Origin of the sequence: Streptomyces sp. NPDC085931 (genome assembly GCF_044540565.1) — a bacterium.
Taxonomy (GTDB): domain Bacteria; phylum Actinomycetota; class Actinomycetes; order Streptomycetales; family Streptomycetaceae; genus Streptomyces.
The window spans coordinates 79,869-99,026 of the sequence record NZ_JBITSK010000013.1 but is presented as its reverse complement, the minus strand read 5'-3'; the positions used below and the strand labels follow the sequence as shown (position 1 = coordinate 99,026).

At 68.0% G+C, this 19,158-nt stretch carries 19 protein-coding genes and 1 pseudogene; 9 read left to right on the top strand and 11 right to left on the bottom strand.

What is annotated here, in order from left to right; translation table 11 throughout:
- Positions 1-106 precede the first annotated feature (106 nt).
- Positions 107-1,627 (bottom strand): MFS transporter, encoded by a 1,521-nt coding sequence (locus ACIGAN_RS26130; RefSeq protein WP_399861070.1) that lies wholly within the window; start codon positions 1,625-1,627, stop codon positions 107-109.
- 636 nt (positions 1,628-2,263) lie between these two features.
- Between ACIGAN_RS26130 and ACIGAN_RS26125 the strand changes: the two genes are divergently transcribed.
- Both ACIGAN_RS26125 and ACIGAN_RS26120 read left to right on the top strand, forming a co-directional pair.
- A complete protein-coding gene (locus ACIGAN_RS26125; RefSeq protein WP_399861068.1) occupies positions 2,264-3,124 on the top strand; it encodes a hypothetical protein in 861 nt (286 codons plus the stop codon).
- A complete protein-coding gene (locus tag ACIGAN_RS26120) occupies positions 3,058-3,642 on the top strand; it encodes a hypothetical protein (RefSeq protein ID WP_399861065.1) in 585 nt (194 codons plus the stop codon). Before ACIGAN_RS26125 ends, ACIGAN_RS26120 begins: the two co-directional genes overlap by 67 nt.
- 30 nt (positions 3,643-3,672) lie before the next feature.
- Here ACIGAN_RS26120 and ACIGAN_RS26115 read toward each other — a convergent pair whose 3' ends face one another.
- Positions 3,673-4,047, bottom strand: coding sequence for a hypothetical protein (locus tag ACIGAN_RS26115; RefSeq protein WP_399861062.1), 375 nt, complete (start codon positions 4,045-4,047; stop codon positions 3,673-3,675).
- 243 nt (positions 4,048-4,290) lie between these two features.
- Between ACIGAN_RS26115 and ACIGAN_RS26110 the strand changes: the two genes are divergently transcribed.
- The 3 genes from ACIGAN_RS26110 (at position 4,291) to ACIGAN_RS26100 (ending at position 5,711) form a co-directional block, all read left to right on the top strand.
- Positions 4,291-4,608, top strand: a complete 318-nt coding sequence (locus tag ACIGAN_RS26110; RefSeq protein WP_399861060.1) for a hypothetical protein — start codon at positions 4,291-4,293, stop codon at positions 4,606-4,608.
- Positions 4,609-4,611: 3 nt separating this feature from the next.
- Entirely contained in the window at positions 4,612-4,941 is a 330-nt protein-coding gene (locus tag ACIGAN_RS26105; RefSeq protein ID WP_399861365.1) for a DUF6233 domain-containing protein, read from the top strand.
- 422 nt (positions 4,942-5,363) lie between these two features.
- The gene (locus ACIGAN_RS26100; protein ID WP_399861058.1) at positions 5,364-5,711 is read left to right on the top strand and encodes an ANTAR domain-containing protein; all 348 of its coding nucleotides are present in this window, start codon (positions 5,364-5,366) and stop codon (positions 5,709-5,711) included.
- Between the two features lie 162 nt (positions 5,712-5,873).
- Here ACIGAN_RS26100 and ACIGAN_RS26095 read toward each other — a convergent pair whose 3' ends face one another.
- The gene (locus tag ACIGAN_RS26095; protein WP_399861363.1) at positions 5,874-6,062 is read right to left on the bottom strand and encodes a chaplin family protein; all 189 of its coding nucleotides are present in this window, start codon (positions 6,060-6,062) and stop codon (positions 5,874-5,876) included.
- 121 nt (positions 6,063-6,183) lie between these two features.
- Positions 6,184-6,585, bottom strand: coding sequence for a hypothetical protein (locus tag ACIGAN_RS26090; RefSeq protein ID WP_225890818.1), 402 nt, complete (start codon positions 6,583-6,585; stop codon positions 6,184-6,186).
- 308 nt (positions 6,586-6,893) lie between these two features.
- Here ACIGAN_RS26090 and ACIGAN_RS26085 point away from each other — a divergent pair.
- The 4 genes and pseudogenes from ACIGAN_RS26085 to ACIGAN_RS26070 all read left to right on the top strand — a co-directional run.
- Positions 6,894-6,995: pseudogene (locus tag ACIGAN_RS26085) on the top strand (IS5/IS1182 family transposase); the annotation flags it as partial.
- Between the two features lie 373 nt (positions 6,996-7,368).
- Entirely contained in the window at positions 7,369-7,818 is a 450-nt protein-coding gene (locus ACIGAN_RS26080) for a hypothetical protein (protein ID WP_399861056.1), read from the top strand.
- A 42-nt stretch (positions 7,819-7,860) separates the two neighbouring features.
- The gene (locus ACIGAN_RS26075; protein WP_399861054.1) at positions 7,861-8,265 is read left to right on the top strand and encodes an IS5 family transposase; all 405 of its coding nucleotides are present in this window, start codon (positions 7,861-7,863) and stop codon (positions 8,263-8,265) included.
- Between the two features lie 145 nt (positions 8,266-8,410).
- A protein-coding gene (locus ACIGAN_RS26070) for an IS5 family transposase (protein WP_399861361.1) occupies positions 8,411-9,273 on the top strand; the annotation gives its coding sequence in 2 pieces (ribosomal slippage) (positions 8,411-8,767 and positions 8,770-9,273; 861 coding nt in all).
- Positions 9,274-9,661: 388 nt separating this feature from the next.
- Here the strand turns inward: ACIGAN_RS26070 and ACIGAN_RS26065 are convergent.
- The 7 genes from ACIGAN_RS26065 to ACIGAN_RS26035 form a co-directional block, all read right to left on the bottom strand.
- Positions 9,662-9,883, bottom strand: a complete 222-nt coding sequence (locus tag ACIGAN_RS26065) for a contact-dependent growth inhibition system immunity protein (protein ID WP_399861358.1) — start codon at positions 9,881-9,883, stop codon at positions 9,662-9,664.
- Complete coding sequence (locus ACIGAN_RS26060; protein ID WP_399861051.1) at positions 9,883-11,778, bottom strand: DUF2637 domain-containing protein; 1,896 nt, start codon at positions 11,776-11,778, stop codon at positions 9,883-9,885. Before ACIGAN_RS26060 ends, ACIGAN_RS26065 begins: the two co-directional genes overlap by 1 nt.
- Positions 11,775-13,709 (bottom strand): hypothetical protein, encoded by a 1,935-nt coding sequence (locus tag ACIGAN_RS26055; RefSeq protein WP_399861048.1) that lies wholly within the window; start codon positions 13,707-13,709, stop codon positions 11,775-11,777. The genes ACIGAN_RS26060 and ACIGAN_RS26055 overlap by 4 nt, the downstream gene beginning before the upstream one ends.
- Positions 13,710-14,357: 648 nt before the next feature.
- Positions 14,358-14,750, bottom strand: a complete 393-nt coding sequence (locus ACIGAN_RS26050) for a hypothetical protein (protein WP_365744323.1) — start codon at positions 14,748-14,750, stop codon at positions 14,358-14,360.
- Between the two features lie 389 nt (positions 14,751-15,139).
- Entirely contained in the window at positions 15,140-15,286 is a 147-nt protein-coding gene (locus ACIGAN_RS26045) for a hypothetical protein (RefSeq protein WP_399861046.1), read from the bottom strand.
- A gap of 645 nt (positions 15,287-15,931) precedes the next feature.
- Positions 15,932-18,553 carry an ATP/GTP-binding protein gene (locus ACIGAN_RS26040; protein ID WP_399861044.1) on the bottom strand — a complete coding sequence of 874 codons (2,622 nt, stop codon included), beginning with the start codon at positions 18,551-18,553 and terminating at the stop codon, positions 15,932-15,934.
- A complete protein-coding gene (locus ACIGAN_RS26035; protein WP_399861041.1) occupies positions 18,529-19,122 on the bottom strand; it encodes a hypothetical protein in 594 nt (197 codons plus the stop codon). The genes ACIGAN_RS26040 and ACIGAN_RS26035 overlap by 25 nt, the downstream gene beginning before the upstream one ends.
- Positions 19,123-19,158: the final 36 nt, after the last annotated feature.

Genomic DNA, 19,158 nt, shown 5'->3' with positions numbered 1-19,158 from the left:
GGCACCGCCGGCGCAAGACGGCGGCAGGTGCGGTGGCAATTCGTGGTGTGGCTGTGGCCCGACGCGCTGGTGCGCGCCGGGCACGAGAGCCAGCCGGGGGCGGCCGTCAGCCCATGTGGACGAGGGCGGTGGCCTCGGTGTTGTCCTGCCTGCGGGCATTGACGGCGATCACTGTGATGAGCAGGGCGGCCAGGAACATAACTCCGGCGGCGACGAAGGCCATGGTGTAGCCGTGCGTCAGCGCTGAACTGGCCTTGTCGATCAAGGCGGCGTCCTTGGTACCCAGACCCCGGTACAGGGACTGCGCGGCGTCGGGCAGCTTGTCGTCGGCGAAGGACGTGGAGATCGTCGCCAGGACGGCCAGGCCCAGCGCGGCGCCGACCTGCTGCGCGGTGTTCAACAGCGCCGCGGTGATGCCCGTCTCCTGGTCCTGCACACCGCTGACCGCTCCCAGCGTCATCGGGACGAAACACATCCCCAACCCCAGAGCGGTCAGGAACATGGCTGGCATGAGGTGCCCGGCGTAGGAGGAGTCGGGCTCAAGGGTGGCGAACCAGAACATGCCCGCCGCGGCGCCCACCAGTCCGGGACCGGCGATCAGGCGGGGAGCGAACCGGGCGATCAGCTTGGAACTGACAGCGGCCGCAACACCCATGCCCACACTGAAAGGGAGGTAGGCGAAGCCGGTGCTGACCGCTCCGTAGCCCAGGACCAGCTGCATGTACAGCGTCAGGAAGTAGAACGTGGCGATCATGCCCGCGCCGATGAACAGCATCGTGGCGTAGGACCCCGACCGGTTACGGTCCCGGAACAGGTTCAGCGGCAGCATCGGGTCATCGCTTCGGCTCTGGATGAGCAGGAACACGCTGAGCAGCACCGCGGAGACGGCGAACGAGGCGAGGGTGAGGCTGTTGTCCCAGCCATGCTCACCGCCGCGAGTGATGGCGTAGACCAGGGCGAGTAGACCGCCCGTGCCGGTGACCGCACCGGGAACGTCCAGCCGCCCGGCGTGCCGTTCGGCCTCCACGAGGATGCGGGTTTCGGCCAGGATGGCGATGCCGATGGGGATGTTGACGAAGAACACCCACCGCCAGTCCAGTGCCTCGGTCAGGATCCCGCCCAGCAGGAGACCAACCGTCGAGCCGATGCCGGCCATCGCCGCGTACACGCCCATCGCGGTATTGCGCGGCTTGCCCTCCGGGAACGTCGTCGTGATCAACGCCAGCGCGCTGGGGGCGGCCAGTGCCGCACCGATGCCCTGCAGCACCCGCGCACCGATCAGCAGTTCCTCGTTCGGGGCCAGACCCCCCAGCAGGGAAGCGAGCGTGAAGAGTGCGATGCCCGCCTGGAACATCCGCCGGCGCCCGAACAGGTCACCGGCCCGCCCGCCGAGCAGCAGCAGCCCGCCGAAGGCCAGCGCGTAGGCATTCACGATCCACGCGAGATTCGCATCGGACACACCCAGGTCCGTCTGGATGTTCGGAAGCGCGATGTTCGTGATCGTGCCGTCCAGGATCAGCATCAACTGCGCCGAGGCGATCACGATCAGCGCCAGGCCCAGGTGACGTCCCCCCGAGGGCGCCCCCCGGGGCATGGAATCGGCGACAGACGTACCTGCAGTGGACATGAATACAACTCCAGAAAAAGAAATGAGGAGCCCGGGCATCGAGAATAAAACAAGGAGTTCAATTTCCCTGAAATTGTTTTCCGAATAGGCCCGAGACTGAAAGCAATGGGGCTGGGAGGGTGTCAACGCCGTGCATCGCACACTAGTTGAGAGGGTCGGCCAGCGCGATACGAATCGGAACTTTAGCACCACTGCGACGCCTGAACCGATGCCCTCCTGGACGGCAGCCATGTGGCGTTTTCGCACTTGACAGGCGTACGTCGCCTGTGTGCCTCCAGAATTCCGGTTTTTCTCAAAGGTGCTTGCTTTCCGGCTGTGTGCGTGTCTCGCGAAGTGTCAAAGGAGCGATTGCCTACACTTTTCCCAAAAAAGCAAATTCGCATCGTGAGTGACACGGGGAGCCAGGACAGATTGCGACCGGCGCTGTCAAGTCAGAGGCGCAAGACGTCATGCGCTGGAGGACCGACGCATCTCGCCGCCACACGCCTCTTGCGTCTCGACGCCCCCGACGGGCGGACCACCGTGTTCACCGGCGCGACCCGCAACTCCCTCGCGTCGTCCTTGCCCGGCCTTCGCCCTGCCCCGTGCACTGGCACCTTCAGCTGCGACGAGATCGGCCAGAAGGAGTACCACCTCGTGCTCCTGCCCTACACCGACCCCAACGGCGAGCACCGTTGGGCTGTCTTCGATTACGGCCCCACCGAGTACGACTGCCAGGACACCGACGACCTCGACGAGGCCATCGCCGCCTACGAGGAGTGGGTGCGCGGTGCCACCGCCATGCCCTCCTACGACGAGGACGGCGAGGAACTACCCCTCTGGGACGAGTCCGACGTCGAAGGTGTCCCCGCCCAGCGCGCCAAGCAGGTCTACGACGGTGCTGCCGGCAACAACAACGCCCGCCTGATCGACGCCGAATGGGCGCACGAGGAGTTCATCAAGGCCGAGGAGAACTACCAGCAGGCCACCCGACGCCGACAGGTCGCCTTCGCCAAGATGATCGACTCACGGGGGCGTGGAGAGCAGGCCCTGCTGGCGTGCCGCATCGACCTGAAGGAGCCGACCGTGAAGACCATCGCCGACAAGGGCCGCGCGCTCCTGGCCCAGGCGGGGACAGCCGACGTGAAGGACGGCGAGTGTCTCTGCGCCCCTCCCAGCTCGCGAAGATGCGACGGCAGACGCTGCGGCACCTTCGGGAGCCGTCTTCGTCTGTTCGGTCCAAGACCAGCCCGGAAGTCGCGCCTGGACTGGACGCTCTCGCTTCCATCCTGGAGACCGGGGACCTGTTTTGGGTTCAGCAGGATATGGCTGCCCTTGCGATGCACGCGGGGGAGCAACTGGCTGCTGCGCGCTGGGCGACCGCCGACCGGCCGGCCCCGTGCGGGCTGCTGTACTGGCAGGACGGCATCGGCCACATGGACGCCCAGGGCGTGCAGATCCCCGTTGAGGCGTGCGCGTGGGGCCCGCATAACGGAGAGCTGCTGGTCTGGCTGCTGATGTCCCGGGCCCGGCTGGTCGCAGAGATGGCTCCACTCGCCGAGACGTTCACGCTGGACGAGTCCCGCATCCCGCCGCTGATGCCGATCTACGGCGGCACGATCCCGGTCACGGACGAACCACTGTCGATGATGGACCTCGACCCCCAGCTTCCCCGGCCGGTCGTCGCTGCGCTGGCATCGGCCTGGCTGCTCATGCAGCAGCCGCTCCTCATTGACCAGTCCCGGGAGCGGGCCGACAAGCCCACCGCACGCGCCTACGCACGGGACGGACTGCCCACACCGGACGTGACCGTGGTCGACCTGCGCCGCCAGTACACGCCGCAGGACCAGGACCCGACGCAGGAGACGACCGGCCGGCACTACAAGCACCGCTGGGTCGTATCCGGGCACTGGCGCAACCAGGCGTACGGCCCCGGACAGTCCTTGCGGCGCCAGACGTGGGTCCCGTCCCATGTGAAGGGCCCACAGGGTGCGCCGCTGCTGTCGACAGAGAAGGTCAACGTGTGGCGCCGCTAGCACCTACCGTCCGGCTGACAGGTGCCCTCGTCACTCGCCGAAGAGTGGTACCCGGGCGGCGTCGAGATCTGTGCGGATGCGGTGTGGCCGGACGGGATGGCGCCACCGGCCGGCCGCGTCCCGGGCGACGTCGACGGCCACTTCCATGACGACGTTGGGCTGCACCAGGTGCACATCGAGGGTGCGCTGTGTGCCCCACCCCGCGCTGAACGTCCACCCCTGCCACGGGTGCGCGGCCGGGGGTGGGGTGAGCAGCTGCGCGAGGGCGCGGCCGGCGGCCTGGGACAGGGCGGTGCTGCGGCCGGTGTACTGCAGGCGCCCGGCGTGGTCGTAGCGGCCCAGCAGGACCGTGCGTGGCGCGGCCAGCGAGCCGGTGACCGCCCCCACGATGGCTTCGGTGGTCACCCTGATCTTGTACTTCCTCCACGAGCGCACCGGCCGGTACGGCTCGTCCAGCCTCTTGAAGCACAGGCCCTCCAGCCCGGCCGCCGTCCACTGAAGCCACTGCTCAGCGACGGTTGGGTCGGTGGTCGACGGGCACAACGTCAGCGGCCCGGCCAGGCCCCGCTCGGCGAACAGTGCTTCGAGAGCTGCGCGCCGCCGCTGACCGGCTCGTTTCCTGAGATCCGGTCGGCGGCCCTCACACAGTTGCCGGCCGACACCGGCCTCGATGGCGAGCTGGTGGTGTGGGAGGCCGACAGGCTGGCGTTCGAGCGGCTGCAGCAGCGCCTGGCCCGCCGCGGCACGGGCGCGAGCCAGGCCGCGGGCCAGTGGCCAGCCCACTACGTCGCCTTCGACCTGCTCCACCAAGGCGAGAGGGACCTGACCGGCTGGCCGTACTGGACCTTGCCCCAACCGATGCTCACCGTGGCGGTGGACAGCCCTGCCCTGCCCGCCGGGTGGGCTGGGGAGCCGAAGTGGGAAGGTGGGCTGCGCGGCCCCCCGATCATAGAATCGAACACATGAACGATACAGAGTCGTCGCGGCTCGCGCCTCCTCCGCTTCCTGGAGCGCGTCCAGGAGCGCGACCTGTCCCGCACCCGCCGATGGATCGCCGACGAGGAACGCCGACAGACCAAGCGGCGCGTCGGCGAGGCCCGCCGCCCGCCGGCCCCCGCGTTTCTGGTCGAGCGCGGCCTGGACCGCGCGAACATCGTCGCCCTGCACACGGGTGAGTGCTGGGACCCGGGCAAGCGGGTGAAACCCGCGACAAGGGAGCAGGCCGTCGAGGCCCTGCGCCAGCAGGTAACGGCGTGCACGAAGTGCCGGCCGGACACGGCGCTCGGCATCGTGGACTAAGCGTTCCTGCAGCTGGCGCCCGAACCCCACGGGCGATGGGGTCCGGGCGCCGTGCCGGGGTCCGGACCGAGGCAAGGACGGACACCCTTGTTCGCGCATCCGCAACGGGGGGAGCGGACATTCATGGCGCGACGCCCCGTTCAACGACCCGCCCAAGCGGCGTGGCACGGCCACGCACTGGATCTTCACAGCCAGACCGCGCTTCCTCCTCGCACACGCGTGTCGGCGCACCGCTGAGGGTGACTCGGCAGGTGAGGGGTTGGGACGTAGCCTCTCGGATTCTTCGCCGGCCGGATGGCACGGCCGGCGAAGAACCCTCACGCCCTGCATGCGATCTTCGCGCAGACGGCAGGTCTTGCAGCTCCACTACCGGGCAGGCGTACTGGAAACAGGATCTCGCCCCCACGATGGAGACCCCGGCGATGACGACTTCCCGCCCACAGCACCACATGCCCGTGAACGGTTGTGAGGACGTGGTGGCCCGGCTGGAGCGGGAGAACGCGCAGCTGCGCCATGCGGTTAAATCCCACGCCAGGGTCGACCAGGCCATAGGCGTCCTGCTCACCGTGCACCGGCTTGAGCCCACGGCCGGCTTCGACGTACTGCGCGAGGTGTCCCAGCGCACCAACACCAAACTGCACACGGTCGCCGAAGCAGTCATCGAGGGCGCCCTGCGCGAGGAGCCTTTGCCGCCGCCGGTTGACCAGGAACTGCAAGCGGCCCTGCAGCGGCACCTACAGACCGGCACCAGCGAGAACCAACCCGAATAACGCATCAAGGCGAGTACATGATGAACACCCGCCCTTGCTCGTGGGGCTGCTGTTGCAGCCGTCCTGCCGGGAGCGTCCGTCCTCGGCCTGGGCCGGAGGCATCGACGGCTTCCTGTCTCTAGCCGTCGGCCCCAAGGGCGGAGCCTCCTGGACGCACCGTGATCACAAGTTGAGGTTCACTGGTATATCAGGGATGAACAGATCGGCGCCGCCGCACTGGTTCAGCGGGGATCCGATCGGGAGTCCGGCGAGGTTTCCGCCTGCGGTGCCGGTGCCGTGCTGCGTGACTCCGTCCGCGCGTGCGCCCGTGTTGTGGTTGGCGCAACTAGTGACCCGGAACTGATCCGTCAGGCACCGTTAACGGGAGGGAATGGGTCGCCGGCATGGGGCGCCACGACGACGATGCCGTCGGTCTCGTGGACGAGGCCGACGGCATCAAGGAGGTGGTCCGGCGAGCTCGGCAGTGCTGCTCTCAGCAGTGCCGCAGACCGCGCGCGCTCGGATCGGCGTCGAACGAGGACGGTGTGTTGACCCAGTCCGCCGGGACGTAGCCCCACCCGTCGTAGCCAGGAGCGGTCCAGTCACCCTTGGTGTGGTACCAGGTGGTGTTGCCGCCGCCGTGCAGTCCACCATAGGTCCAGCAGTCGAACCAGCTGAAGGTGGAATAGAGCTGCCCCGTTATGTTCGCTTCGTGATAGGCGCCCGAGCGCAGAATGGCGGGGGCTCCGTTCCCGCACCACAGCCGGCCGTCGCTCGCCCGAACTCCGCACTCGGCGCTGGCAGCGGCACTGGCCGAAGGGGCGGCGATCACACCGCCCGCCGTCAGGGCGAGGGCTGCCATCCAGAGGGAGAGATACTTCCTGGTCCTGGTCATCCACTGTCCTTTTCTCACTGGTCCCCCGCTTCAGCCGCCGTAGCGGTGCAGGGGACGCCCAGCCGGCGCCTCGAACTGTAGGGGCGGACCCGGACGTTGCGACCCTGACAGATGTCAGGGGCACGATCAGCTGCTGGCGTGCGCCGTGGTCCCGCCAGGCCGCCTGGCCTGGGTCACTTAAGGGCTGATCAACTGGCTGCACGTGCCGCTGCCCTGTACCCGAACGGCAGGATCGGCGAGAAGCTGCTCTGAACTTTGAACCGGCCGGATCTCCTCGCGCCAGCGGCAGTCTCATCGTCCTCCAGTTCGCCCGCCTGAAGTCCTGGCGGATCTTCCGCAGGTCCCGATGCAGTCCCAACCGCATGACGTCAATCGCCAAGGCCGTCCTCACCCTGGAGCTGCAACGCTGAAGAAGCTCATTGCTCCGTACTACTTCCCAGGCACTAGGCGTACCGTGCTGACGGAGCCTCAGCTCTACGGCTCAAGCGACATCAGCGAGGCCATGGGGACGGCCGTCAATCCGCCTTCACCACCCGCCCGGTGGAGCTGGAGGCTCGGGTGGTGCGGTGGTCGAGGAGCCCCCACCTGCCTTGCTTGCGGTAGGCCAGGCGCATGCGCTGCACCGTGGTGCGCGAGACCCGGCCGAGCCGAGTGCGGTCAGCTCTTCAGCTTTGGTTCGCTCCCCTTCAGTCAGCGTGTGCAGCGGATGTTCCCGCCGTGTGGGGTCAACTTCGGTGCGTCCAGGTGATGATGTGTGCACGGAAAGGTCGTAGGAGGAAAGCAATGAAGAAGTTCATCGGCAGTTTGTTCATCACGGCTGTCGCCACCACATTATTGGCAACGGCTCCTGGAGCGCAGGCGGCGACCGGAGGGGCGGATGCGCTCCAACTCGCCCGTTCCCAGGACTCGTTGAAGACGACGTTCTACTGCGGGTCGGCAGACACGTGGACAGTCTGCAGCTGGACGTCAAGCGATTTCCCCGCTGAGAAGGTGTGGCTCCCCGATGGCTCTCCCAGCGCTCATCTTCTGGTCAACAACCATGCGGCCGGTGGGGAGGCCTGTCGCATCATCGTCAACGGAGGGCGCTTCGATGTGAGGTACATCGACTCCACATACAACCTCTGGACATGGATGGGTAATACCGGGCCCGAGCCTGTGGTCCAACTGGAGTGCATCCGTCGAAGCCAGAGCGGTGACGCGGGTATCGGAGGCTACATGCAGTTCAACCCCTAGGGTCCGTCTTCAAAGATCATCCGGGTGGTGAATCATGGTGCTGTGGTACGTCGTCATGAACCCACCGACCAGGAGTGGGAGTTGCTCGCTCCGCTGATACCGCGGGCCGCGACGGGCCGGCCCCGGGTGGAGGACCGGCGGGTCATCAACGGGATGGTCTACAAGATCCGCACCGGGATCTCCTGGCGTGACCTGCCGGAACGCTACGGGGCGTGGAAGACCGTGTACACCCGCTTCCGTCGCTACGCCCTGGACGGGGTGTTCACCCGGGCCCTGCAGCAGATCCAGGCCCAGGCCGACGCAACCGGCGACATCGATTGGCTGGTCCAGATCGACTCCACCATCGTCCCCGCCCACCAGCACGCCGCCGCCACCGGCCGAAAAAGGGGCGGCACCGGCCGGACGAACCGGACGATCACGCCCTCGGCCGATCCCGAGGAGGACTGACCACCAAAATCCACCTCTCCTGCGACGGCAAGGGCCGCCCGCTCGCGATCCTGGTGACGCCCGGCCAACGCCACGACAGCGTCTGCGCACGCCCTCTGCTAGGGTCCGTCTTCAAACATCATCCGGGGTGGTGAATCATGGTGCTGTGGTACGTCGTCATGAACTCACCGACCAGGAGTGGGAGTTGCTCGCTCCGCTGATACCGCGGGCCGCGACGGGCCGGCCCCGGGTGGAGGACCGGCGGGTCATCAACGGGATGGTCTACAAGATCCGCACCGGGATCTCCTGGCGTGACCTGCCGGAACGCTACGGGGCGTGGAAGACCGTGTACACCCGCTTCCGTCGCTACGCCCTGGACGGGGTGTTCACCCGGGCCCTGCAGCAGATCCAGGCCCGGGCCGACGCAACCGGCGACATCGATTGGCTGGTCCAAATCGACTTCACCATCGTCCGCGCCCACCAGCACGCCGCCGCCACCGGCCGAAAAGGGGGCGGCACCGGCCGGACGAACCGGACGATCACGCCCTCGGCCGATCCCGAGGAGGACTGACCACCAAAATCCACCTCGCCTGCGACGGCAAGGGCCGCCCGCTCGCGATCCTGGTGACGCCTGGCCAACGCCACGACAGCGTCTGCGCACGCCCTCTGCTGGAACGGATCCGCGTCCCCCGCGCCCGCACTGGCCGACCTCGGTGCAGGCCCGACCAGGTCATCGCGGACAAGGCCTACAGCTCCCGCAGCTTCCGCGCCTACCTGCGAAAACGCGGCATTGCCCACACCATCCCCGAGAAGACCGACCAGCGGCGGCACCGCCTGAGGCGCGGTTGCCACGGCGGCCGACCGCCAGGATTCGACCAGGAGACCTACCGACGGCGCAACACGATCGAGCGCTGCTTCAACCGGCTCAAGGGCTTCCGCGGGATCGCCACCAGATACGAGAAGACCGCCACTTCCTACGAAGCGGCGGTCACGCTCGCGTCGTTTCTGCTCTGGGCAAGATCCGTTTGAAGACGGACCCTAGCCCGGCGTACTCGGCGAAGATGATCCGATGGGCCATGATCGGCATCATGGCCCATCGGATCCGGGGGCGTGGTGCGACGCGCCCCGGGGCCGCGACCGCCCGTGTGGCAATCCTCGTAGACAACCCGTCGGCCCCTCGACGACGGCAGCTGCTGTCGGTGAGCTACAAAGCCAAGATTTCCTCGACCTTGCGCTTCAGTGGGCAGGCGGCACGTCGACCACCTCCGAGAGCAGTAGGCGGATCTCCCGCTCGAGTTCGGGGAACTCGCTCCAGACCTGCCCGCTCTTGGTGAGCATGGCAGCCGGCAGATCGCCCTCGTACATGTCGCCTTGCGCCAGTGGGTTGGTTCGAAGGACCTCGATCGTCAGCGGCGATTTAGGCAGGGCCCAGGTCCTGCCTGATCAGCCGCCGCATGTCCTCGACCGTCAGGCCGCGGATAGGCTTGCGCCGAAGTTCACGGGCGGTCGCGAGCGGCCGGATTTCGCCGCCCGGTGGGGCGGACCAGCGGTCGCGCTCACGCTCCTCAAGGGAGAGGTCACGGTTCAGGAGGCGAGTCACCGACCGGTCCCTCCCGTGTGAGATCTCAAACGCGGGCATCATGCGGCGTGAGGATCGGCTTTTTCTTCAATTTTTGGATGGGTGACTGCCCGTTCGCTTGGCATGCTTCCGGTCTGATCAGTGGCCACCGCCGTGTCGATTTCGTCGGACTGAGGTCTGCTTGCGGGGAGGTCGGTGCTCGGTGTCTTGCGGGGGTGCTGGGGGTGCAGGGTTCGCCAGCGCCGTTCGAAGTGCACGGCGTTTTTAGTGATGTGGTGAGCGGTAATGGGGGTATTGTATTGGGCTGTTATTCCTCGGGTGGCGCATTCGTGGATTATTTGGGCGGGGGAAGGGTGTGGGCTGTGGGCTCGGTGTTCGGCCCAGACGGTGTATATGCGATAGGAGAGGAGATAGCGGCGTAAGGTGGCTGGGCTGATCGGTCTTTCGTTCTGTCCGCGTAGTCCTTTTGTGGCGAGGTAGAGGGCGAGTTGTTGACCGGTGGGTTCTGTGCCGTGTTCCTTTTGATAGCTGACCCAGGCTAGGTAATAGTGGTCGACTTTGCTGAGGCCTGTTGGTCTATGGGCAGCAGGGTCCGCCTGTGCAGGTGGGGCATCGGTGCCGCCGTTAGGTATCGTCTCGGGCTGCTTGCTTCCTGTGGCTGACTTGGTCGTCAATTGCTGTTCGAATCGCTGGGGTGCCGGCTTGTCGCGACGATGAGATTGGCGGTGAGGGCGTGTTGACCGGTGCGTTGAGCGATCTTTGTCGAGGTCGGGTGTCGTGGGCGTGCGTCGGTCGTTTTTGGTGCGCTCTGGCGATTGGCGAGGCGTTGGTTCGATTGTCTTGCGGGTAGATTGCGTTTGCTCGCCGTGCTGTGTGTGTTGTGCGGTTCTGTCCAAATGGCCGGAGGTATGTGCGGTGAGCCCGTCGGAGAGCTCAGGGTATTTTCCGTGACCTTCGTGCATCGATATACGCGCTTCGCTAGATTCGGCCCTGAATTGAGTGGGGTGAATTTCGCTTGGATTTCGTGCTGTGGTTACGGCTTCGGTCGTCGTCGTACTGTGCGGGGCATTTATTGACGCGGCTGATGTCGGTGTTTTGTGGGGTGCCGGGCCGAGAGGCTGCTGCGGGGTGTTGATGCCGGAGTTTGCGGCTGCCGAGCCAGGGGGTTCTGGGCGCGGAATGGGGATACCGTAGCGGGCCAGTTTCAGCGGTATGAGGGTTTGTGCAGGTGCTTTGCGTCGCCAGCGGCGTCCGTACTGAATGCGTAGTCGCGTCTGATAGATGAGGCGTTCCTGCTCGAGTTTGATGACGTGTTGGTAGGAGCGGAGTTCCCAGAGTTTCATGCGTCGCCAGAGCAGGAATGTGCGGGCTGGTGCGAGGAGCCATCGGGTGGGGCGGATGGGTTCGATGTGTGTGTCGGCGGTGATGTCAGCGATGCGGCCGATGGCGTGGCGGGCGGCTTCGACGGTGACGACGAACAGGAGGGGGATGACGGCGTGCATGGCAACGCCGAGGGGGTCGGGCCAGGCTGCTGCGGCGTTGAAGGCGATCGTGGCTGTGGTGAGGAGCCAGGCGGTGTGGCGCAGGAGGGGGAAGGGGATGTGGATCCAGGTGAGAAGGAGGTCGAGGGCGAGGGTGATGCAGATGCCGGCGTCGATGCCGATGGGGAAGAGGTAGGAGAAGGTGCCGAATCCTTTGTCGAGGGCGAGTTGTTGGACGGCGGTGTAGGAGCCGGCGAAGCCGATTGCGGCGATGATTACGGCACCGGTGATGACGGTGGTGATGAGTCGGCGCTGCGCTTGGCTGTGATGGGGAGCACCGGCTCTCGCGCTGGGGGGTGTGTGGTTTTGGTGTGTGTGCTGCCGGTGAGGGCGGCGCGCGGGCGATGTGGGCGCGGCGTCGTGTGCGGGGCCGGTGCCCGTTCTTGGGGTGGTGTGCGTGGTGGGGGACTTCATGGGATGCGGGCCTGTGGGGGTGTGGTGGTGTGGAGTAACTCGTTGATGAGTTGCTCCGTTTCGGGTTCGAGGGGCGCGTTGAGGGTGTGGGTGAGGTGCTGCAGGCGGGTGATGACGGTGTGGATCCCGGAGCGGTTGGAGGCGGTTGCTTCCAGGCGGAGCCAGTCGCGGTAGAGCAGTTCTGCGGTGTCGTCGATGTCGAGGGCGCAGGCGATGGCCCGGCGGGCTTTGGACAGGTCGTGGTGGGGGCCGGGGGTGGTGCGGTGAACGGCGATGGTGTGGGCTACTTCGACGATCCGGGTGGTCATCTCCTGGGCGAGGGGCTCGGCCCAGGGCAAGGGCCGGCCGCCGAAGGGTTTGCCGCGCACGAGGGTGAGGGCCTGCTCGAGGTCGTGCAGGTCGGCGGGCGCGTGATGCAGGGGGTGTTGGGTGAGGCTGTGGAAGTGGGTCCAGTCGCAGCGCACGGCGGGGGAGAGGCGGTAGGGGGTGTCGCTGGCGCTGCGGCGGGGTACGTAGGGGCGGCCTTGTGGGTCGTCGCCGAGAGCGCGGCGTAAACCGTGAAGGCGCGCGTTGAGGGTGGCGGAGGTCCAGGGGGTGGTGGGGTCCATGTGGGTGCACAGTTCGTCCGCGCTGCGGCCGGGTTTGAAGTAGAGCAGCGCGGCGAGCTGAGCGATTCGGGGGCCGTGACCGCTTGGGTGGACGCCGGTGACCTCCACGGGCCCCAGGACGCGGATTTCCGGGCCCTGCTCGTGTGCGCCGGTTTCAGTCGTGCTGGTGTCGTGCCGTCTGGTTGGTGTGTTCGTGCTGGTCGTGGCCTGCTCTTCCGGTATCGGATCCACTGCACCGCGGTGCTTGATGCTGGTGGCCGGCGCGGGGAAGTTCGTCTCGTGGTCGGAAGCGTTCGCAGGATCGGCAGTTGGCGTCTCGGGTGTTGGGGGATGGGCGCCGTGGGCGAGCAGGGCGGGGAAAACTGTGCTGGCTGTGTGCGCTGCACGGTTGGTGTGCCCTGGTGCCGGACGGTCGGCGGCGTTGGTGATTGCGGTGGCGGCTGGTTGGTGCGGGGCAGGGTTCGCCCTAGGGGTCGCGCTGTCGTCCGCCCCGGAAGGCGCATCGTTCTCCGTCAGGTCTGTCTTGTGCAAGGTGGTGAGCGCGGTGATGGCCTGCAGGTAGTCGCTTCTGGTGAGGCGCTGCAGCGTCACGCTGGTGGCGAGGCGATCCACGTGCTGGGGTCCGTGGTGTGAGGCGTTGAGCACGGTGGCCTGCGGGAAGTGCCTGGTAGTGCCGGTGTCGGTCGGGGCGATGAGAGTCAGGGGTAGGGGTGCGGCTTTGTGGGCCAGTTCTGCGGTGCGGGCGGCGAGCTCGTCGTGCAGGGGATGGGTGCTGAGCAGCAGGTGAGGGCGCAGTTCGGGGTGGGGGAGCTGGGCGGCTTCGAGGAGCCGTTCGCTCATCTCTTGCACGGCGTCGGCTGCTTGGGACAGGTAGGTGGCGCGGGGTCCGGGTGATGAGTGGGGCAGGTCCTGGCCGAATCCGGTGGTAATGATCTCGGCGGCGTTGTTCCGGGGGCTGGTGATCAGTTCGACCGTCAACGCGGTGAGGACTTCTTCGACATCGGTGGGGTGTCCCTCGAGGAGCACGGCCTGCGGGTCGGCGAGGTTGAGCAGCAGCAGCGCCTCGTGGCCGTCGAGGCTGGTGGTGCCGATGGTGGCGAGAGCGGGGTAGGGGGCGGGCAGGGTGTGGGCGGTGTCTTCTTCCCCCAGGTCGGCGTCGGCGGGCAGGTGCCACCAGCCGTCGTCGCCGCGGGTGAAGGGCGACGGGGGTGCGAGAGCTTCGTCGCCGGGCAGCACAGCCAGGCTGTCGGCGGTGATACGTGCGGCCCGCAGCCGCGGCAGATCCCGTCCTGCCTCGCCCGCGTGGTGGGCCAGGGTGCGCAAGGCACTGTCCAGGCGTGCTGCTCCGTGAGGTGGGGTGGTCGGCGGCTGTGCTGCGGGCGCGGCGGGCGTGCGAGGGCTGGGCTGATCTTTGTGGCCGCGCCGCCGGGTGCGTAGCGCGAGCCTGCCGAGGACGAGGGCGGCTAGGAGGGCGAGAAGGCCGAGTGCGGTGTGAAGGAGCGGCCGGTGATGCTGTTGTGCTGCCGGTGCCGGTGTGGCTTGGCCGTCGGCTCCAGAGGTGGCCGTCGGCTGAGGTAAGTCGTGCGTGCCGGTGGGTGAGGGGGTGGGGGCGGAGCTGCTGCGGCCGGGTTCGCGAGGGTGGGCCGGGCGCTGGGTGGGGAAGGGGCGCGGCTGGGGTGGAGGGCTGGCGGTGCCGTTGGTGACGATGTGAGTGAGGCCGAGCTTGCGCTGATCGAGGGTGAGGACTTTCGGCTTGGCCAGTCGTGTGTATGCGGGCAGTTGCAGATCGGGATCGTGCGCATCGACGCTCGCGCGTGGTGATGGCGAGGGTGAGGAGGGGGCAGTGGCAGGGCCGCTATGGACGGCGTGGGCTGGCGGGATGCCGGTGGTGACCGCGATGAGAACGGTCGACAGGACGGCGAGGCGCTGCGCCGTGTTCCGGCCGTGGGGCGTGGGCGTCATGGGCATGGCTCACCGGGAGAGGGGCAGGGGGGCGGTGTCGAACTGGGGGAGCTGAAGGGTGACCTGCCGTGTGCGGGTGGGTGGGGCTGGGAACTGCATGAAGACGGGCAGGCGCTCGCCGGCTTTGACGATGGTCAGGGCGGTGGTGGTCAAGGGGCGGCCTTCGGTGTCGCGCAGCACGTAGTAGCGCTTGCCGCCGGCGAAGTCGATGAGGGTGGCTCCGCCGAGTGAGGGGCCGTGTTTGATGATGTCGGGCTCATCGCCTGAGAGATGGGCGGGCACGACTTGGGTCTTGGTGCCGGTGTTGGTGAGGGTGCCGCGCACGGTGACGAACCCGCCGGTGTCACGCAGGGCGGAGCTGATGACCAGCTTCAGGTGGCGCGGGCCGTGAAGGGTGGCCAAGGGCTGGGAAGGAGCTTTGGCCGAAGAGGAGGCCTTGGCTGCGGGCCGTTGCTGGGTGGCACCGACCGGGTGAGGGTTTGGTGCGTCGGAGCAGGCGGTGAGGCCGGCCAGCAGTCCGGCAACCACGAGCGGCGTAACAAGGCGGCGGATGCGAGCTTCGTTGGCGCGCCCGGCTCCGCGGCCCGGAGCGGCACTGCCACGCCGCCGGGTGAGGATCTGCGTCTTGTGCGCCCACGTGACACAGAGCCAGGCCCCGGGGAGCCGGCCGATCCGGTGCGCGGGTGTGAGGGGAGCGGCTATGCACTGTCGAGGCGTTGTGGCAGGCGGCCGGGGCTGCAGAACGGGGGTGGGCGGTAAGGCGGCGGAACGCCGACGGTGGGGTATGGGGGTCATCGCGTCTCCTGCGGGCGGGGCCAGACGGTGATGGTGTCGCCGTCGAGGGTGACGTGTCGGCCGGGGAAATGGCGGCGTACGAGCTCTAAGTCGTCGGTGTCGAAGTCGTCGCCGTAGGAGTGGAAGACGAATGCGTTGTTCATGTGGGTGATGGAGCGGGTGCGGGCCGGTCGGCAGGCCTGCGGCGGGGTTTGGGGTGGGTGAACGGCTGTGCGGGGCATGGCCGTGCCTTCCTGTCGATGGTCTGTGACGTGAGGAACCTGCGGTGCCCGTGGGTCGTTGCCACAGCAATCTATTGTTCGCCTATGCAAATCTCAAGGGGTTATGATCGGTCTTCCGGCGTGTCGCCTCTCGGGCGGATGATTTCGGCCACGCTGTACGGTCGCTGCTGTGTGATGTCCATGGAGAAGCGGGCAGTTTCTGCTCTGGACTCACCAGCCGCAGTGGACCACCGGGTCGCAAGGCGTGCCGGCGACAGCGGCTGTGTCCGGTCGGTCATGCGACGAAGCGACGACCGGGCGCCCTGCTGCACGCGCCGCCGCCTCATCGGCCATGTGGAACCTGAGTGTTCCCTTGTGCACACGCCATGGGGTGCGGAGTCTGCGGGGCGGATGAGCGGGGCGGATGAGGGTTGTCCAACGTAGGGGACCCGCGGGATTGTGCAGGCTGGTGCGCGGGTCGTGCCGGCGGCCGGGGAAGGCCGGGACGGCCGGCCCCACCTCGGCGCGGGGACGCCAGGTGCTCGGCGGGGAGCTGTCCTGCCGGGAAGCGGGGATGGCTGGAGAAGGTCATTGGTATCCCTGCGTGTCCTTGTTCAGGCCTGGCCGTGTGGTGGCTGCGTGCTGGGTAAGGAAGTCGGTGACACGGCCCTGTTGGACGGCGGCTGCAGCAAGCAATTCGTCCAGTGGCGCTGCGCCGGCATTGGCCAGGGCCGCGTGCTGCAGGGCGGTGATGTTTCCGGGCCGCGCCTGGTCGGCGAAGACGTCGTCCAGGTGCGGGCCGGTGATGCGGACGGGTCCGATGCGGCGGCCGTGGACGGTGAGCGACATGTAGTGCTTGTAGCGGTCGAGTGCGGCGACTTCGTCAGCGCTGGGCTGGTCTGCCCATTCGGCGGTGATCGCGGTGATGGCGGTCTTTGATCCTGCCGTGGAGGCGAGGGTGGAGGCGTTCTGGGTCAGCGACATGCGTACCGGGGCGGGCAGGCGGCCCAGGAGCTGGGTCATGCCGTGCACGCTGACGCGGTATTTGCGGAAGTCCTCGAACATGGAGGCGATGGTTTCCGGGGCCGCGCCGGTCAAGGTGATGAGTTCGTCGAAGTACAGGCGGAACGGGCGGCGTTGGTTGGCGGGTGTGTCGCGGCGTGAGCGGACGGCGCGCAGGAGGTCGCGTGCGATGAGCGCGGTCAGCAGTCGGTCGGTGGGTCCGTTGCCGGCCGGGCACACCCACACGATCATCGCGTTGTCCATGGCGGCGCGGCTGTTGTAGACGCCGAGGGCTTGGCCGAGGAAGGCGCGGGTGGTGGGGTTGGCGGCCAGGCGGGCGAGCGGGTTGAGGATGACGGCGAAGGCGTCCGGGGTGAAGGTGGGAAAGACCGTCCGCCACCAGGAGCGGGTCTCCTCATCCAGCTGGTGTGCGGTGGCGGCCAGTGCCGCGTGGCGAAAGCCCGCATCGGACAGCAGGGGCCGGACGTGGAAGATCGTGGCCTGGTCCTTGGGGCGTCCGGCCTGGCAGGCGGCCTGGTTGACCGCGACCAGCACGGTCAGGCAGGAGGTGAGGATGGTGAGCGCCCGAGGAGCGGTGGCGTCGTCCCAGCCGAGGATGGAGGCGAACGCGTCGGTGACGGCCTCGACCACATCGTGCGCGGCCGCGCCGTGGTGCATGGCGATGGGATTCCACGAACTCATGAGTGATGCCGGGCCGGCGGCGTTCAGATCGATCAGTGCGATCCGGCGCATGAGGTGGTCGTGGGCGAGGAACGGGGCGGCGCGGGGCCAGGAGTCACGGTGCGGGTCGAGGAACAGCAATCCGCCACCGGCGTGGGCGTATCCGATGGCCTGGGCCAGGGCGCGTTCGGTTTTGCCGCCGCCGGCCTTGCCCACCGCGCACTCGAACAGCGTCTCGGCGGTATAGGTGGCGACCAGCCGCCGGCGTCCGTCGGGTGTGCGGTAGATGCCCTGGAGCAGCAGCTCGGGGTTGGCGTACTCAAAGGACGGTAAATCGCCGGCGAGTAGGGGCAGCCGGCAGTGCACGGTGGGCGGCTTGAGCAGCCCGGTCAACTCCGGCAACTGCACCCAGTTGGTTCGGGGCGGCCGGCACAGCCCGAGGTGCCAGCGGCGCTCGAAGCTGCGCCGGGTGGGCCACTGGTCGGCGCCCAGCCGCCAGGGGCCCAGGTGCCAGCCGCGCATCGCCCACCTAGAGCGGCCGCCGAACACATCGAAGGCGGCCTGCAGCTGGGCCAGACGCGCTTCGGCGCGGCCTTCAATGTTCGAGGCGCACAGCACCAGCAGCTGCACCCGCACGAGGTGATCGTCGTCGGCGAGCTTGCCCAACGCCTCCTCTGCCTCCACCCGCCGCGGCGCCGGAGGCATCACCAACCGCCGCCGTGAGCCGTCCTTGCCGGTGATCAGCCCTTTCAGAGTCCAGACGAGGGAGTCGTCCATGCCAGTGGCGTCCTGGCGCATCCAGCGTGCCGCGCGCTGCGCTTCCCGGTGTTCCTGGCGGCGTGCGGCCTGCAGGAGCTGCACCCGGCGCGCGCGCAAAGCCCACTTGGGAGCGCGCTGGATGTTGAGGCGGACTTCGGCCAGGTCGCCCACTTCGGCGCGCAGGTCGGACACGGCATCGACCAGAGGCTGCAGCGGGTCGGGATCGAGGGGAACCTCGCGCAGAGGCGCGGTGGGTTTGCCGCGCAGGAGGAACTCTGCCCGCACCACGTGCCGGCGTGGCGGATCCGCGATGGGCCGGGCCCGGTGGACGGTGACGTGGGGGCCGAAGGGGGTGATGGAAAGCAGCCGTTCGCCGCCCGCGGGGCCTTCGATGCGGTAGCGCAGCGGAGTGGAGCCGTCGGCGCGTAGCCGGATCTGCACACTCTTCGCCCTGCGGGGAGCCCACCAGGGCATGGCCGTTGAGGCGCGGGCGAGCTGGACCCCGCGGCGGAAGATTTCCTCCAGACCCGGCTCGAAGTGCGGGCTGGGGATGAGTTCCAGGGCCATCCGCTGGGTTAGGGCCCGCTCCGCCAGGTGGCGCATCACCATCTCGGCCGCCCCGAACAGCAGGGCGATGGCACCGGCGGGCAGATACCAGTGATCCCACAGCCAGTCGACGGCTCCGACAAGCCCGGACATCAGGGTGAGTACCGGTCCGGGGCTGTGGCCGGGGGCCGAATGCGTCAGGTGCGAGGCCGCGGGGCCCATGTCGGCTGTCCCTTCTTCATGATGCGGGCGAAGTACAGGTCGCTGATGCGGCCGTCGCTGTGCGTGCCGCCGCGGTCGGTGCCGGCCCACACCAGATGCACCACCGCCCGGTGCGCGGCGCCGTCACGGCGGGCGATGACGGCCTGAATGCGGAAGCGGGCAGTGGCGAACGCCGGCGTGATCGCCCGAGCCGACGGGCCGAAGAAGGCGGGCCATCGGCTGCGGCCGATTCCGGTGGCGTCCGCGCGTAGCAGCTCACGGCCCGTCGCGCGCAGCTGCGCCTCGTCCGCGGGCGGCAGATCAGCGGGCCAGGCGTCCTCCAGGGCCTGCTGAATGACCCGATCGCCGTCCGCTCCGTCGCCGTGCGGCGGCAGGGCCGAGACGGTTCTGGGCCCGGATGCTGCGGGCGTCGTCGTCTGTGACGCGCGGGGACTGGGGAGGGTGGTCTGCGTGCCGGCGGGCGGTGACGAGCGGCTGAGCGTTCGGTTGTCCGCCGGCGTGTTCACCGGTGCTGTCCCGGGCATGCCCGGTTGCATCAACAGGATCACACCGGCCACGGCCAGCGCCAAGGCCGCTGCCAGGAGCCAGGAGGGTGCGCGGGAGGT

Coding starts and splice junctions, on each gene's coding strand:
- ACIGAN_RS26130 (WP_399861070.1), bottom strand. CDS start 1,627: ATGTCCACTGCAGGTACGTCTGTCGCCGATTCCATGCCCCGGGGGGCG.
- ACIGAN_RS26100 (WP_399861058.1), top strand. CDS start 5,364: ATGACGACTTCCCGCCCACAGCACCACATGCCCGTGAACGGTTGTGAG.
- ACIGAN_RS26090 (WP_225890818.1), bottom strand. CDS start 6,585: ATGACCAGGACCAGGAAGTATCTCTCCCTCTGGATGGCAGCCCTCGCC.
- ACIGAN_RS26080 (WP_399861056.1), top strand. CDS start 7,369: ATGAAGAAGTTCATCGGCAGTTTGTTCATCACGGCTGTCGCCACCACA.
- ACIGAN_RS26065 (WP_399861358.1), bottom strand. CDS start 9,883: ATGCCCGCGTTTGAGATCTCACACGGGAGGGACCGGTCGGTGACTCGC.
- ACIGAN_RS26060 (WP_399861051.1), bottom strand. CDS start 11,778: ATGAAGTCCCCCACCACGCACACCACCCCAAGAACGGGCACCGGCCCC.
- ACIGAN_RS26045 (WP_399861046.1), bottom strand. CDS start 15,286: ATGAACAACGCATTCGTCTTCCACTCCTACGGCGACGACTTCGACACC.
- ACIGAN_RS26040 (WP_399861044.1), bottom strand. CDS start 18,553: ATGGGCCCCGCGGCCTCGCACCTGACGCATTCGGCCCCCGGCCACAGC.